Genomic DNA, 14,288 nt, shown 5'->3' on the forward strand with positions numbered 1-14,288 from the left:
TACGCAGCGTGGTGGAACTCGTGGATCGGCGGCCTGTCAAGCGGAAGAAAGACCTCTCACAGGGCCTCTGAGCTGCGCTAATGGTCAGGACTGAGGTGGGACATCAGTGCCTGAGCGTGTTACCCTAGACACAGCGAAAGGGGTTTCGAACCTATGGTTTTCAGTGTCGGCGAGACCGTTGTTTACCCCCACCACGGGGCCGCACTCATCGAGGCAATCGAGACTCGGGTCATCAAGGGCGAGCCAAAGCAGTACCTCGTCCTCAGGGTCGCGCAGGGTGACCTGACGGTCCGGGTGCCCGCTGAGAATGCCGAGATCGTCGGCGTCCGCGAAGTGGTCGGCGAAGAGGGCCTGGGCAAGGTCTTCGATGTCCTCCGCGCCCCTCACACCGAGGAGCCGACCAACTGGTCGCGGCGTTACAAGGCGAATCTGGAAAAGCTGGCCTCCGGAAACCCCCTTAAGGTGGCTGAGGTTGTTCGTGACCTCTGGCGCCGGGAGCGGGAGCGGGGCCTGTCGGCGGGCGAGAAGCGGATGCTCGCCAAGGCCCGCGACATCCTGGTCGGCGAGGTCGCGCTCGCCGAGAAGAGCACCAAGGACGAAGCCGAGAACCTTCTCGACAAGGTGCTCACCGAGGCGTAACACCCGGGTTGGGATGATCCGCCGCAATCCCACCCACGGATCGCACAGAAACGAGGACCGCGACGTGACCGCGCAGCTCAATCCGCGCGGTGACGTCGCGGTCCTCGTTCCTGCGGCGGGTGCGGGCGTACGACTCGGGCCCGGTGCGCCGAAGGCCCTCCGGCTGCTCGCCGGGGAGCCGCTGCTGGTGCACGCGGTGCGCCGGATCGCCGCCGCTCCCTCCGTACACACGATCGTGGTGGCGGCGCCGCCGGCCGAGGTCGAGGCGGTGCGGCTGTTGCTCGCCCCGGTCGCCGAACTGACCGTGGTGGTCGGTGGACTGACCCGGCAGGCGTCGGTCGCCGCCGCGCTGGCCGCCGTACCGGACGGCCCGGAGATCGTGCTGGTGCACGACGCCGCGCGGGCACTGCTCCCGCCGGTGCTGGTCGAGTCGGTCGCCGCGACGATCCGGGCCGGGCACGACGCCGCGATCCCGGTACTGCCGGTGATCGACACGGTCAAGGAGGTCTCCGTCGACGGGATGGTGCTCGGCACCGTCGACCGGTCCGTCCTGCGCTCCGTGCAGACCCCGCAGGGCTTCCGCCGGGCGGTGCTGGCCGCCGCGCACGCCGTCGCCGTCGACTCGCTCACCGACGACGCCGGGTTGGTGGAGAAGCAGGGCGTACAGGTGACCTGCGTGCCCGGATCGCCGTACGCGATGAAGATCACTCAGCCGTTCGACCTGGCCCTGGCCGAGCACCTGTTGCAGAGCCAGCCGGGACCAGACACCGCCTGACCGGTGTCGAGCCGTCCGCTCGGTACCCTGTCCCGGTGATCGTTCCCCGGGTCGGCATCGGCACCGACGTACACGCCTTCGAAGCTGGCCGGGCCTGCTGGGTCGCCGGCCTGCACTGGCCCGGCGTCGACGGGCTGGCCGGACACTCCGACGGTGACGTCGCCGCGCACGCCGCCTGCGACGCGCTGCTCTCCGCCGCCGGGCTCGGCGACCTCGGCGCCAACTTCGGCACCGACCGGCCGGAGTGGGCCGGCGCGGCCGGGGTGGTCCTGCTCTCCGAGACCGCCCGCCGGGTCCGGGCCGCCGGATTCGAGATCGGCAACGTGTCGATCCAGGTGATCGGCGTACGGCCGAAGATCGGGCCCCGACGCGACGAGGCGCAGCGGGTGCTCTCCGACGCGGTCGGCGCCCCGGTGACGGTCTCCGGCACCACCACCGACGGCCTCGGGCTGACCGGCCGGGCCGAGGGGCTGGCCGGACTCGCGGTGGCCCTGATCCACGCTCGCTGACACCCCGGAACCGGCGACGGTGACACCCTCGATCCGGCCCCGGTGACAGTCCTGCCCATCCATGGCCGCCGGCCCTCGTTCGTCCGGTCCGTCTAGGCTCGAACGGTGTCCAGCGACGCCGTACCCGAACAGCACGCCTCCGCCGACGACTACCTTCAGCGGGCCGACCTGATGGCCGAACTCGGCCGCTACGACGACGCCGTGGCCGAACTGGGCTTCGCCATCACCCTCGACCAGGCCAGCGTGCAAGCCTGGACCATGCTCGCCCGGGTGCAGTTGGCGGCGGAGCGCCCGGAGGAGGCACTGACCGCCGCCGACACCGCGATCGCCGTGTCGACCGCGACCGCAGCCATCCCCGGTGCCGCACCCGACTGGGCGCCCCCGCTGGTCGCCCGAGGGCTGGCCCTGGTCGACCAGCGCCGGTTCAAGGAGGCCGCCGAGGTCGCCGACGAACTCCTGCGCCGGGGACCGGCGGACGCGTACGCCCAGCGCAGCGCCGCCGGGATCCTGGCCGACGCCCGCAACGGCCAGCCGGCGCTGAACGCGGCCTGGCGTGGGGTCGAGTTGGCCCCGCGCGAGGCGCAGGCGCACTTGGTGCTCGGCATGGTCGCCGCCCGACTGGACCTGTTCGACCTGGCCGAGCGGGCCTACCGGGAGGCGCTGGAACTCGATCCGTCGCTCGCCGAAGCCCGCGACGACGTGGGGCAGAGTCGGCTGGAGCGGCGCCGTTACGTGTGGGCGCTGGAGCAGGTCGCGGCGACCGTCGCGGTCACCCCGATCCGCACGAACAGCGTCCACTCGGTTGGCGAGAGCCTGCTCCGCCTGGTCATGTACGGCGCCGGCTACTCGATCGTGGCGGCGGTGCTGGTCGCGTTCATGGCTGCCGGGAGCGGTCCCACCTCGCGGGTCTGGGCGGCGCTGCTGGCGATCGGTGGCGGGGTGCTGCTGTGGCGGTTCGCCTCGGCGGTGCCCGGCCTGGTCCGCACCATCCTGCCCGAGCTGCTGCCCCGGGACCGGACGTTGGCCCTGGCGGTGTACGCCGCCCTGGCCGCGCCCGTACTGATCCTGCTCTATGCCCTGGTCGGCTCGCCGTGGCCGCTGGTCCTGGCGATCGCCGCCGCGTCAGTGGCCGAACTGGCCGTCCTGCGCCGCTACGGCCCCGCCCCGAGCTGACCCCGCCCCGCTCCGCACTCTTTCAGAGAAAGCGTGCCCACTCCCGCGCGGACAGGCACGCTTTCCGTGGAAGAGTGCGGATCTCGGGACGGTGCGATCTCGGTTGACCGGGGTCAGGTCGTGCGGCGGGCCCAGGTCCAGGCGTAACCGGGGTCCTCCACGCTCAGGCCGGGTTCGCAGAGGTCGAGCGGGCGGAACGTGTCGACCATGACGGCGAGCTCGTCGAAGTAGTCGACCCCGATCGACCGTTCCGCCGCACCGGGCTGCGGGCCGTGGGTGAAACCGGCCGGGTGCAGCGAGATCGAACCCTGCTCGATGCCGGAGCCGCGCCGGGCCTCGTAGTTGCCGCCGGTGTAGAAGAGCATCTCGTCGGAGTCGGTGTTGTGGTGGTTGTACGGCACCGGGATCGCCAGCGGGTGGTAGTCCACCTTGCGCGGGACGAACGAGCAGATGACGAAGTTGGGCCCCTGGAAGGTCTGGTGCACCGGCGGCGGCTGGTGCACCCGGCCGGTGATCGGCTCGAAGTCGTGGATGGAGAACGCCCACGGGTAGAGGTGCCCGTCCCAGCCGACCACGTCGAACGGGTGATTGGCGTAGACGTACCGGGTCCAGCCGCGGCGGTGTTGGACGTACACCTCGACGTCCTCCCCGTCGACCAGGAACGGTTCGGCGGGGCCGCGTACGTCGCGTTCGCAGTAGGGGGAGTGCTCCAGGAACTGGCCCCGCGCGGAGAGGTACCGCTTCGGCGGGCCGATGTGCCCGGTCGCCTCGACGGTGAGCAGGCGCAGCGGAACGGGGGCGATCGGCACGATCCGGTGGATCACCGAGGTCGGGATGATCACGTAGTCGCCGGCGGTCACCCCGAGCACGCCGAAGGTCGACTCGATCCGGGCGGCACCGGACTCGACGTACAGGCACTCGTCGCCGATGGCGTTGCGGTAGAGCGGTGAGGGGCGGTCGGCGACCACGTACGAGATGCGCACATCATCGTTGGCGAGCAGGTGCTGCCGGCCCAGTACCGGGTCCGCGCCGCCCGCGTCGAGCTTGTGCGTACGCAGGTGGCGGGGCTTGAGCGGCAGGTTCGGCAGCCGGGACCAGGCGGTCGGGGTGAACTCCTGCGCGTCCACGATCGCGGTCGGCGGGTAACGGTGGTAGAGCAGCGACGAGTCGGAGGAGAAGCCCTCCTGGCCCATCAGCTCCTCGGAGTAGAGGCTGCCGTCGGGTTGGCGGAACTGGGTGTGGCGTTTACGGGGCAGCTCACCGACGCTGCGGTAGTAAGGCACTTTGACCTCCGCATTTGTCCCATTCAGCGGCCGATGGTGTCCGATAATCGGACGCTGTTGTCCGTTAGTCGTAGCGTCCCGTAAGTTCTCTGTTCGTGTCAACGCAGGTGCCCCGGCTCTTCGCCGGCCTGGTCGACGACGCGGCCGTCTTCCCGCCCGGCAGCGCGTCGCTGGCCGATGCCCTCGCCGCCCACCGAACGCACCGGACCACCTGGTACGCCGACCTCGTCGGCCCGCTGCTCGTCCCCGCCTCGGCCCTGACCCACCTGCCCGCGCTGCTGGGGCCGGGTGAGCGGATCGAGGTCGGTGTCATCGGGGACGTGCCGATCGGCCGGCTGCCCGCCCTGCTGGCGGCGGCCGATCCCCGACTGGTGGTCCGGCAGATCGAGGTGGCGGTCGCGAAACGCGGCGAGGACCCGCTCCCCGGCCTGACCGACCTGCTCGCCGTCCGGGCCGACCTGCCGGCACCTGATCCGACGGCACCTGATCCGACGGCGCCTGATCCAACGGGGCCGGATCCAACGGGGCCGGATCCAACGGGGCCGGATCCAACGGGGCCGGATCCAACGGGGCCGGATCCAACGGGGCCGGACTCGGCGGGGCCCGAGTTCTATGCCGAGGTGCCGCTCACCTGGGGGCTGCTCGCCGCCCTGGACGAGATCGCGGCGGCACGGGCCGCCGGCACCCCGATCGCGGCGAAGTTCCGCACCGGCGGGCTCGCCGCCGAACTCTTCCCCAGCCCGGTCGAACTGGCCGCCGTGATCCGCGCCTGCCGGGACCGGGACCTGCCGTTCAAGCTCACCGCCGGGCTGCACCACGCGCTGCGGCACACCGACCCGGAGACCGGCTTCACCCATCACGGCTTCGTCAACGTCCTGGTGGCTACCGCTGCCGCAGCCGAGGACACCGAGGTGGCCGGGATCGCCGAACTGCTCGCCAGCGGCGACCCGCTGCGCCTGGTCGAGCCGGCCCGGATCCGGCGCGACCGGCCCCGGCCACTCTGGCGCGGCTTCGGCTCGTGCAGTATCGACGAACCACTGACCGACCTGGCCCAACTGGGGCTGATGAACCACGGGGAGACCGAGTGAGCTGGGTCGAGGGCGCGGCGGGTTCGCCGTACGACGTGCACAACCTGCCGTACGGGGTGTTCGTCCGGGGCGACGAGGGGGCGCGGCGGATCGGCGTACGGATCGCGGAGTTCGTCCTCGACCTCGACGGCGCGGAGGCGGCCGGGCTGATCCTGGCCGGCGGTGCGCTGCGCGAGCCGTCGCTCAACGAGTTCATGGCGCTCGGGCACGCCCAGTGGGCCACCGTCCGGCAGCGGATCGTCGAACTGCTCACCGAGCCGGCGCACCGGGCGGCGGTGACCCCGCTGCTGGTCCCGCTGACCGAGGTGAGCATGGTGCTGCCGTTCGAGGTCGGCGACTACGTCGACTTCTACTCCTCCGAGCAGCACGCGTCGAACGTCGGCCAGATCTTCCGCCCGGGTGGGCCGCCGCTGCTGCCGAACTGGAAACACCTGCCGATCGGCTACCACGGCAGGGCCGGCACCGTCGTCGTCTCCGGTACGCCGATCGTCCGCCCGTGCGGGCAGCGCTCCACTCCGGACGGTCCGGTCTACGGCCCGTCGATCCGGCTCGACATCGAGGCCGAGGTCGGCTTCGTGGTGGGGCTGCCGTCGGCGCTCGGTGACCGGGTGCCGGTCGAGGACTTCCGGGCGTACGTCTTCGGGGTGGTGCTGCTCAACGACTGGTCGGCGCGGGACCTGCAGAACTGGGAGTACCGGCCGCTCGGCCCGTTCCTGGGCAAGTCGTTCGCGACCTCGATCTCGCCCTGGGTGGTGCCGCTGGACGCGCTGGCGCACGCCTGGGTGCCGGCGGCCGAGCAGGACCCGCCGGTCCTCGACTACCTGCGCGACGACCCGCATCTCGGTCTCGACCTGCGGTTGGCGGTCGACTGGAACGGCAGCCGGGTGAGCGAGCCGCCGTTCGCCGGCATGTACTGGACCCCGGCCCAGCAGTTGGCCCACCTGACCGTCAACGGCGCCTCCGTACGCGCGGGCGACCTCTATGCCTCCGGCACCGTCTCCGGGCACCGGCGTGACCAGGTCGGCTCGTTCCTGGAGTTGAGCTGGGGCGGCACCGAGCCGCTCACTCTCTCCGACGGAACCACCCGCACCTTCCTCGAAGACGGCGACACCGTCACCATCTCCGCCACCGCCCCCGGCCCCAACGGCCGCCCTCTCGCCCTGGGCGAGGTGACCGGCACCATCACCCCCGCCCGCTGATCCGCGCTTCGTGATCACGGAGACTTCGGCTCGCTACAGCCGGCCGAAGTCTTCGTGATCATCGGGCGCTTCCGATTGTGGTGGAGCGGTCTATCGACTGTGGAGTAGTCCTGGTCGCGGGCTGACGGGCGAGTCGCACAGTGTGTGCGCGGACGTGTCGCCACGCTCGGGCATGTTGCAGTCGGTGACGCACGATTCACGCTGCGCTGTGCGAGAATACCGGCGAATGCACATGAATGTGCATAAACCGCGACCAAAGGGGTAGAACATGCAGCTTGATCTCGCGCGTGCGACGTGGCGGAAGAGCACCCGTTCGAACGACCAGGGCTGGTGCGTCGAGGTGGCCGACAACGTGGCCGACGTGGTGGGTGTGCGTGACTCGAAGGACATCAGCGGCCCGGTGCTGGCATTCAGCCCGGTCGACTGGTCCACGTTCATCGGTGCGGCACGATCCGGCGCCTTCGACGGCTGATACAGACCACCGTCAGAGCTAGGTTTCGGGCGGCCCCGCCCCATCCGTGATCGGTCGGGGCCGCCCATGTGCGTCCGGCACCGGTTGCCGCCGGGCCGGACAAAATCAAGAACTCACCGGTACGGGGCAAGCCGCCGCGCCACCGTCGCGCACCTCGTACGCCCAGGTGAGTTGGGGGCAGCCGGCGGGAGTGCACTGCCAGCAGGTGCCCGGATTCCAGATGTTGCCGCCGGGCTCGTGCTGCCGGATCGTCAGGTCCGCCGACAGTTGCAGGGTTGCCGTAGTGATCGGCTCCAGGTTGCGGCTCATCGGGCCCGTACCCGTGCGCTCGCCTGCTCTAACAGCGCGTCCGCTCGGACGAGGATCTCGACACACGGCGGATGCCGCTCGGTGGACTGCCACGAACACTCCGGCAGGTGCCCGGTGACCCAGACCTCCTCGTGGTTCGGGTGCGCCCGATCAATGTGCACCTTGGCGACGTGCAGGTCGACGGTTTCGCCGGGATGGCGGCCCGTGCAGTGTGACCACTGGCCGGGCAGGAGGCGGATCGGCGTACCGGGTGGCGGGTCGAAGGTGCCGATCTCGATCAGCGCGCCCCGGAGGCGGTGGCAGTCGCCGGGCTCCGCACACCGTTCGCACATCTTCCCGTCGCGGTGCGCGGTGACGACGTTGTGTGCCAAGCGGACGATCTCCGGCCAGAGGTAGCGGGAAAGAATGCTCATATCCGCCGCCTCGGCCAGCCGGGTCCCCGGTTGACCCCGGTACGACCGCCGGTGCGGTTCTCCCTGTCGTCATGATGGTCGGACCGGTTGTCGTACGGGGAAGGCTCTTGTTCTTCGTCCGGATCCTCGGGATCGGACTGACCGGCCACGGCTGTGCGCATGACACCCTCCAGACCTGCCCGTCCGTGGTCGGGCACGGCGAATCGCGCCCGGTTCGGGCGTTTTTCGGATGATTATTCGAACAACCCGAAGCTTCCTCGATCCGTTTCGGTGACGCAATGGTCACCAGGGGATGTGGTAGAGATAGGTACGAATAGCCGAGGCCCGACATCGGGCGAGTGCGCATCGTCTTTGCCGACAGCACGACCGGACGAGTGGACGATGCACAGGCCGGGGGGAGCATCATGCCGGAGTCCGTTGTCGGGTCGACCGTCCCGCGTCGACAGCTCGGCCGGGAGCTGCGCCGGCTCCGCGAACACGAGGCGCGTATGCCGCAGGTGGACGCCGCCCGTGCGCTGGAGTGGTCGGTGACGAAGCTGTGGCGCTTCGAGAGCGGCGAGCTGCCCGCCCGTACGGTCGACGTCAAGGCCATGTGCGACCTGTACGGCGCCGACGAGCAGACCACCACCGCCCTCACCGCCATCGCCCCGCACACCAAGTCCAAGGGCTGGTGGCACGACTACGCGGACATCCCGCCCTGGTTCGAGCTGTTCATCGGTCTCGAAGAGGCCGCGAGCAAGCTCCGCGAGTACCACACCGATCTCGTCTCCGGCGTCCTGCAAACCAGGGAGTACGCCACAGCGGTGTTCAAGAGAAGCGTGCTGGGGTTGTCACCCGATGAGATTGAGCGGCGCGTCGCGGTGCGGATGAGCAGGGCCCGCCTGCTGACCAGGCTCGACCCGCAAGCGCCGGTATTCGACGTGATGCTCGACGAGGCGGTCATTCGTCGGCCCGTCGGGGATGGGCAGATCATGGCCCGGCAGCTGCGGCGCCTGGCCGAGGCAAGCGAGCTGCCCAACGTATCCATCCGCCTGCTGCCGTTCAGCGCCGGCATCCACGGAGGCACCATGGTCGGTGGATTTACCATCATGGACTTTCCGAAGCGCCAGGAACCCACGACAATCTACGTGGAGGGCCTGACCGGTGCTCTCTACCTGGACAAGCCAGCCGAGACCGCGCGGTACGCCCTTGCCTTCGAGGACATCACCGCGTCAGCACTGAACGAGGCCGCATCGCGCGATGAGTTCGTGCGCGCGGCGAAGGAGTATGAGTCGTGAGCAGTCTTTCAGGAGCCCGCTGGCGCAAGAGCAGTCGCTCGAATGATCAAGGTCAGTGCGTTGAGGTGGCGGACAACCTGGTGGGGGTTGTCGGGGTGCGTGATTCGAAGGATGTGGCTGGGCCGGTGCTGGTGGTGGAGTCGGCGGGTTGGATGGCGTTCGTCGGTGGGGCGAAGTCAGGTGCCTTCCGTCGCTGACGGCTGGGTGAACACATGATCCACGCGCGCTCACCTGTTGTGGGGGCGGTCAACAGAACAGCTCAGCGGGCGTCGATCATGGTCTGTCCGTGCGCTTCGGCGCCGAGGTGGGGCGTCTGCGGACAGTAAAAGTTTGCCTAAAAACCCACGTTTAGCTGTCGCAGGCAAACCGGGGTTTTTAGGCAAACTTTGCCAATCGCGCTGTGAGAGTCCCGGCGCGGTCAGGCAGCTCACGGTCGCCCCGGATCGGTCGAGTCTGAGTCTGAGCTGGTCGTGCCGGGGTCGGTGGCGGTACGGATGCGGTGAGCTGTTCCAGGGCGGCGACCTCGGCCCGCAGGGCGGCTCGCCCCTGCCGACCGGTTCCCGACGGAGAGGTTCAGGCCGACGGGTGCCAGCGGTCGTGGTGCAGCGCCGCCGACAGGGGGCGGCGTTGGCGCCAGCCGTGTCGTTCCAGGTCGGGCGTCTGCTCGAAGTGGGTCACCGGGCCCAGGCAGAGCCAGGCGACCGGGCGGATGGTGGCCGGGATGCCGAGCAGGTCACGCAGGAACGTCTCCCGGTAGAAGGAGACCCAGCCGACCCCGAGCTGTTCGGCACTCGCCGCCAGCCAGAGGTTCTGGATCGCCAGGCAGACCGAGTAGAGCCCGGCGTCGGCGATCGCGTGCCGGCCGAGCACCGACGGGCCACCCCGCTCCGGGTCGTACGTGACGACGATCGACAGGGTCGACTCGCGTACGCCGTCGATTTTGATCCCGGCGAACCGCCGCGCGGCCTCACCCTCCAGGGTGGCCGCGAAGCTGTCCCGCTCCCGCTCCACGTGCCGGTGGAACTCCCGCCGCAGGTCCGGATCCCGGACCAGGACGAAGTCCCACGGCTGGGAGAGCCCGACGCTCGGCGCGGCGTGCGCCGCCGTCAGTACCCGCTCCAACACCTCGTCGGCGATCGGTGCTCCAGTGAACTGGCCGCGTACGTCCCGGCGACGGTGGATGACCTCGTAAAGATCCGTGTCCAAGGCAGGCTCCCGCTGCGCTCGTGCCCCGAGAACGGGGCAGGTGACAGCGAGGCCGGTCTTCGGACTCCCGGATCTGCGCTGGTCACCCGCCTTCCCAGCCCTGTTCGGGCCAGTGGCCGCGTCTCGTACGCGTGGGTGGCAGCTCCCCGGTCACCGCGGCGGGCCCGTGCCGGATTCACACCGGCTTCCCGATTCTCCCCGCTCGCGCGGGGCACCTCGCAACGTTTGTGCCAGGACGAACCCTAGCGCCACCGGCTCGGCGGACGGCGAGGACAGGTTCCCGGCGTCACTCGCGTCACGTTCTCGTCGCCTTCCGCGAATGTTCGCGTGGATGGTCGGTCACCCGCCGTACGGTGGAGGTTGGGGAGGTGCGATGGCGACGGTAGCGGTGACCCGGCTCGTGCAGGCGTCCGCCGAGGAACTGTGGCAGGTCTTCACCGACCTGCCCGGCCGGTCCGACTGGCTCTCGACGATCAACGGGATCGAGGTGCTGACCACCGGCCCGATGCGGGTCGGCACGGTCTGGCGGGAGAGTCACCGCCTGCCGGACGGCACCGAGCTGATCGAGGAGTTCCGGGTGGACGAGGCGAGTCCGCCGCACCGGCTCACGGTCAGCTCGTCCGGCGTCGGCGTCGACTACCGGACCGTGTACTCCTTCACACCGGTCGAGGGGCGGCGCCGTCGGCGTGGCTGGACCGCGGTCAGCGTGGTCCAGGAGGGCGCCGTGACGGCGCCGTACGCGCGCCTGCTCGCGCTGGTGTTCGGCGGGCTGGCCGCTCGTACCGTCGAGGGAGCGCTCCGTCGTGACCTGGCCGACCTGGCCGCCGTGGTTACCTCGCCCGACGGCGACCACCGGGGCGACCCGGCCGCCGCGGCCTGATCGGGACCGGCCGCCACAGCCCCGTCCCCGGAGGCGCCGCCCAGCGGCTACCGCCGTCGGCCGAGACACGGGACGGGGCGCCGAGACACGGGACGGGGCGTTGCCGACTGACCTGACAGGCATCGGTCCGGCATGGCTCGGTAGGGTGCCCGGCGGAGGTGCTGGATGCGATCGCGGGGCCGGAGGTGGGGTCGGCGCCGGCCGGCCGTGATCGTGATCGCGGCCGTGCTGGTCGTGGCGTCGGTCGCGGTGATCGCGTACCGGGTGCTCGCTCCGACCGAGGTGCTCACCACCGCCCGTACCGGTTATCCCGCTCCGGTGCGCCCGGCGATCGGGGTGGTCGGCACGCTCGCCTCCGCTCCGCTGATCGTCGACGGTCGGCTGCGGATCTACGCCACCACCCGCCAGGTGCGCGCCGACGAGCCGGTCGACGCCCGGACCCGGCGTACCCCGTACTGGTCGTACCGGCGCTGGCCGGCCGAGCTGATCGGCGTCGTGGCGGTCGGGACGACCGTGGTCAGCCGCTGGTCGGATGGCGACCTGGTCGCGCTGGACGCCCGTACCGGCCGGATCAGGTGGCGGGCCGACGGCCCACCCCCCGGACACGGGTACGACGGGCGGCGCACCGGAGCCGGCACGAACTACACCCCGGCCGGGCTGATTCCGGCGACCGGGAGCAGCGGACGGGCCGTACTGGTGGTGATCGGCGGATCCGGGCTGCGCGGTCTCGACCTGGCCGACGGGCACGAGTTGTGGCGGGTCGACATCGACGGTTCCTGCCGGGCCGGTGCGCTCACCACCACCGCCGGTCAACTCGTCACCGTCGACGCCTGCGCGGCTCCCCAGGTGGCGGAGTTCCACGACGTCCAGACCGGTCGGCTGGTCAACCGGTGGCGGCCGGAGGACGCCGGACCCGAGTTGGGGTTGGTCCCGGTCGGCTGTGGCAACGGCGGTTCGAACTGCTCGGCCATGCGTACGACCAGCGCCGGCAACAGCCGTGGTTGGCTGCTGGACCGGGGCGAACCGGTGCCGGTGCCGGTGCTCGACCCGGCCGAGGCGGTGCTCGACGGCGATGTGGCGCTGACCCCGAGCGGCAACGAGCTGGTGGCCCGTTCGGTCCGGTCCGGGACCGAGCTGTGGCGGCGGACCGGGCCGGCGCCGGTGCGGATCGTCGCCCTACAGCCGGGGTTGGTGCACCTGCTCACCGACGCCCACGAGTTGATCACCCTGGATGCGATGACCGGGGCACAGAAGTCGAGCTTTCCGCTCGTCGCGGGCGACGAGGTCGTGCCCTGGCGACCCGGTTTCGTGTACGCCGCGAACGGCTTCGTCGCGGTGGAGCGGCTGGCGCAGGCGGCGCCCTCGGATGCGGACGACGCGCAGTTCTACGCGGCGCCACAGCCGGTGATCCTGGCCGCCAGCTGACTGGCGCTGACGGCCGGGTACGGGTCGGGCTAGACCGGTACCTTGACCCGGCGACGTCGCGAGCGGCGGATCAGGAACGTCAGTCCGACGACCAGGATCAGTCCCACCGCGAGTGCCGCAGCGGCCAGGATCCATGGTGAGGCGAAGCGACTCAGCGGCGAGCTCGGCTTGCCGACCTCGCCCGGATCCGGGAAGGTGATCCTTCCGGACGCACTCTGTTTGACCAGGCCGCTTTCCAGGTCGACGTCGATCTGCCAGGGGCCGTTGGGTATCTCGCGGGGGAGAGTCGCGAGTAACATCCCGGACTCGCCCGGTGCCAGCGTTGTCCCATCGACCACGTCGAACGGGCCGGCCCGCATGCCGGCGGGGCCGTCGGAGAGAGTTACCGAGCCGGTCAGGTCCAGGGCGCGCTCGCCGGTGTTCCGCACGGCGATGCGTACCGAGGGCACGCCGAGGGTGTCCCGGGCCGGGATCATCTCGTTGATACTGAAACCGGACGGCGGCTCGCCACCGACGCCGATGTCGAGATAAGTTCTGACGCCGACCCTGTGGATCTTGTTGACGTTGGCACCGGGATCGGTCGCCGAGGAGATCGCGGCCCAGATCACCGCGTACCGTTCGCCCCTGGATGCCTTCGGCGGAACGGCGATGGTGGCTCGGAAGCGGGCCTCACCGTGCGGCTCCAGCTCCACCGTCTCGCGGTCGAGCGAGATCCAGGAGGACAGTTCGTTGGCCGTGCGTCCCTCACCGAACCGGAACCGGGCGTCCGCCACCGTCGCGGCGGCCGGGTAGAGCTCGATCTTCTGCCGTTCGTCGGTGTTGTTCGCCACCAACATCTGCCGCTTGACGATGGTGCCCGGCGGCAGGTGGTCCACGATGTAGCGCCGGGCGCGTGGGTCCGCGCGGCGGTCGGCCGGCCCCTCCAGCAACTGGATGCCGATTCTCCCCTGGTCGGGGTCCGGCTCGGCCGCGCTGGCCTGGGCGGGAAGGCCCAGGCCAGCGAGGCACAGCAGCGCCAGGGACACGTGGCGTGCCGACCGGCTCCGGCGGCTACGCCACCGAATGCGTCACCGTCCCGGTGTAGGTGCCGGCCTCGCTGTCCAGCGGTGCGTGGACGATCAGGGTCGGGTTCCAGGTGGCGGTGTTGTTTCCGGTGCCGCCGGTGTGGGTGAAGGCGATGACCGGCACGACGTTGTCCAGCGGCTCCGCGTCGGCCACGGTGGGCTGGCCGGGAGTGAACGTGCCGTCACCCGTGGTCGCCGTTGCCGGGCCCGACCAGTACTCCACCTCGGTGGCCAGGATCACCTCGGAGGGAGTGCCCGTGCCCGTGGTGAAGTTGGTCGAGGTCACGGTGACTTCCCACGAGGCGTCGGCCGAGGCGCGGGAGTCGGTGACGGTGACCGGGCCGATCGGTCCGGTGATGTCGGTTCCGGGCGCGCCGCCGCCGAGGTCGGCGGCGGCGGGCGCGACGATGTCCAGGGTGCCGGCTTCGATGTCGAAGGTGACGACGGTGTCGGCGGTGGGCGCCGCCGCAGCCGGTGCGGCGGCGAGCCCTACGGCCGCGATGGCGGCCGTGCCGACGATGAGAATTTTGCCAATGCGCACGGGTCTTGCCTCAGCTTCCTTGAAGTGTCGATTCG

17 protein-coding genes and 1 riboswitch are annotated in these 14,288 nt (G+C 70.6%); of the genes, 11 read left to right on the forward strand and 6 right to left on the reverse strand.

Features of this window, described 5'->3' with window-relative positions:
• Positions 1 to 153 precede the first annotated feature (153 nt).
• The 4 genes from ACZ6QQ_RS02555 (at position 154) to ACZ6QQ_RS02570 (ending at position 3,096) form a co-directional block, all read left to right on the forward strand.
• Complete coding sequence (locus ACZ6QQ_RS02555) at positions 154 to 639, forward strand: CarD family transcriptional regulator (RefSeq protein WP_121157498.1); 486 nt, start codon at positions 154 to 156, stop codon at positions 637 to 639.
• Between the two features lie 64 nt (positions 640 to 703).
• Positions 704 to 1,414, forward strand: a complete 711-nt coding sequence (gene ispD / locus ACZ6QQ_RS02560; RefSeq protein WP_465873689.1) for a 2-C-methyl-D-erythritol 4-phosphate cytidylyltransferase — start codon at positions 704 to 706, stop codon at positions 1,412 to 1,414.
• A 35-nt stretch (positions 1,415 to 1,449) separates the two neighbouring features.
• On the forward strand, positions 1,450 to 1,923 hold the full coding sequence (gene ispF, locus ACZ6QQ_RS02565) for a 2-C-methyl-D-erythritol 2,4-cyclodiphosphate synthase (RefSeq protein ID WP_465873691.1): 474 nt from the start codon (positions 1,450 to 1,452) through the stop codon (positions 1,921 to 1,923).
• 105 nt (positions 1,924 to 2,028) lie between these two features.
• Positions 2,029 to 3,096, forward strand: a complete 1,068-nt coding sequence (locus ACZ6QQ_RS02570) for a tetratricopeptide repeat protein (protein WP_465873692.1) — start codon at positions 2,029 to 2,031, stop codon at positions 3,094 to 3,096.
• 113 nt (positions 3,097 to 3,209) lie between these two features.
• Here ACZ6QQ_RS02570 and ACZ6QQ_RS02575 read toward each other — a convergent pair whose 3' ends face one another.
• Positions 3,210 to 4,379 carry a homogentisate 1,2-dioxygenase gene (locus tag ACZ6QQ_RS02575; protein WP_465873694.1) on the reverse strand — a complete coding sequence of 390 codons (1,170 nt, stop codon included), beginning with the start codon at positions 4,377 to 4,379 and terminating at the stop codon, positions 3,210 to 3,212.
• A gap of 95 nt (positions 4,380 to 4,474) precedes the next feature.
• On the opposite strand from ACZ6QQ_RS02575, the gene ACZ6QQ_RS02580 reads away from it, so the two are divergent.
• The 3 genes from ACZ6QQ_RS02580 to ACZ6QQ_RS02590 all read left to right on the forward strand — a co-directional run bounded on the left by ACZ6QQ_RS02580 (position 4,475) and on the right by ACZ6QQ_RS02590 (position 7,138).
• Positions 4,475 to 5,467: a hypothetical protein gene (locus ACZ6QQ_RS02580; RefSeq protein WP_465873696.1), complete on the forward strand. Its 993-nt coding sequence runs from the start codon at positions 4,475 to 4,477 to the stop codon at positions 5,465 to 5,467.
• The gene (gene fahA, locus ACZ6QQ_RS02585) at positions 5,464 to 6,666 is read left to right on the forward strand and encodes a fumarylacetoacetase (protein WP_465873697.1); all 1,203 of its coding nucleotides are present in this window, start codon (positions 5,464 to 5,466) and stop codon (positions 6,664 to 6,666) included. The genes ACZ6QQ_RS02580 and fahA overlap by 4 nt, the downstream gene beginning before the upstream one ends.
• Before the next feature lie 268 nt (positions 6,667 to 6,934).
• Positions 6,935 to 7,138 carry a DUF397 domain-containing protein gene (locus ACZ6QQ_RS02590; RefSeq protein ID WP_465873698.1) on the forward strand — a complete coding sequence of 68 codons (204 nt, stop codon included), beginning with the start codon at positions 6,935 to 6,937 and terminating at the stop codon, positions 7,136 to 7,138.
• A gap of 105 nt (positions 7,139 to 7,243) precedes the next feature.
• Here the strand turns inward: ACZ6QQ_RS02590 and ACZ6QQ_RS02595 are convergent, their stop codons facing one another.
• The gene (locus ACZ6QQ_RS02595) at positions 7,244 to 7,447 is read right to left on the reverse strand and encodes a hypothetical protein (RefSeq protein ID WP_465873699.1); all 204 of its coding nucleotides are present in this window, start codon (positions 7,445 to 7,447) and stop codon (positions 7,244 to 7,246) included.
• Positions 7,444 to 7,860 carry a hypothetical protein gene (locus tag ACZ6QQ_RS02600; RefSeq protein ID WP_465873700.1) on the reverse strand — a complete coding sequence of 139 codons (417 nt, stop codon included), beginning with the start codon at positions 7,858 to 7,860 and terminating at the stop codon, positions 7,444 to 7,446. Before ACZ6QQ_RS02600 ends, ACZ6QQ_RS02595 begins: the two co-directional genes overlap by 4 nt.
• A 338-nt stretch (positions 7,861 to 8,198) precedes the next feature.
• Between ACZ6QQ_RS02600 and ACZ6QQ_RS02605 the strand changes: the two genes are divergently transcribed.
• Together ACZ6QQ_RS02605 and ACZ6QQ_RS02610 are read left to right on the forward strand one after the other, a co-directional pair.
• Complete coding sequence (locus ACZ6QQ_RS02605; protein ID WP_465873701.1) at positions 8,199 to 9,137, forward strand: helix-turn-helix domain-containing protein; 939 nt, start codon at positions 8,199 to 8,201, stop codon at positions 9,135 to 9,137.
• Complete coding sequence (locus tag ACZ6QQ_RS02610) at positions 9,134 to 9,334, forward strand: DUF397 domain-containing protein (RefSeq protein ID WP_465873702.1); 201 nt, start codon at positions 9,134 to 9,136, stop codon at positions 9,332 to 9,334. Before ACZ6QQ_RS02605 ends, ACZ6QQ_RS02610 begins: the two co-directional genes overlap by 4 nt.
• A 376-nt stretch (positions 9,335 to 9,710) precedes the next feature.
• Here ACZ6QQ_RS02610 and bluB read toward each other — a convergent pair whose 3' ends face one another.
• Positions 9,711 to 10,343 (reverse strand): 5,6-dimethylbenzimidazole synthase, encoded by a 633-nt coding sequence (gene bluB, locus ACZ6QQ_RS02615; RefSeq protein WP_465873704.1) that lies wholly within the window; start codon positions 10,341 to 10,343, stop codon positions 9,711 to 9,713.
• 33 nt (positions 10,344 to 10,376) lie between these two features.
• A riboswitch (cobalamin riboswitch) is annotated at positions 10,377 to 10,577 on the reverse strand.
• 139 nt (positions 10,578 to 10,716) lie between these two features.
• Here bluB and ACZ6QQ_RS02620 point away from each other — a divergent pair.
• Both ACZ6QQ_RS02620 and ACZ6QQ_RS02625 read left to right on the forward strand, forming a co-directional pair.
• Entirely contained in the window at positions 10,717 to 11,223 is a 507-nt protein-coding gene (locus ACZ6QQ_RS02620; protein ID WP_465873705.1) for an SRPBCC family protein, read from the forward strand.
• A 207-nt stretch (positions 11,224 to 11,430) separates the two neighbouring features.
• On the forward strand, positions 11,431 to 12,648 hold the full coding sequence (locus ACZ6QQ_RS02625; protein ID WP_465873707.1) for an outer membrane protein assembly factor BamB family protein: 1,218 nt from the start codon (positions 11,431 to 11,433) through the stop codon (positions 12,646 to 12,648).
• Positions 12,649 to 12,677: 29 nt separating this feature from the next.
• Here the strand turns inward: ACZ6QQ_RS02625 and ACZ6QQ_RS02630 are convergent, their stop codons facing one another.
• Complete coding sequence (locus ACZ6QQ_RS02630; protein WP_465873708.1) at positions 12,678 to 13,673, reverse strand: hypothetical protein; 996 nt, start codon at positions 13,671 to 13,673, stop codon at positions 12,678 to 12,680.
• Between the two features lie 25 nt (positions 13,674 to 13,698).
• Positions 13,699 to 14,253 carry a hypothetical protein gene (locus ACZ6QQ_RS02635; RefSeq protein ID WP_465873710.1) on the reverse strand — a complete coding sequence of 185 codons (555 nt, stop codon included), beginning with the start codon at positions 14,251 to 14,253 and terminating at the stop codon, positions 13,699 to 13,701.
• Positions 14,254 to 14,288 lie beyond the last annotated feature (35 nt).

It is taken from the genome of Micromonospora sp. NPDC049529, assembly GCF_055586685.1.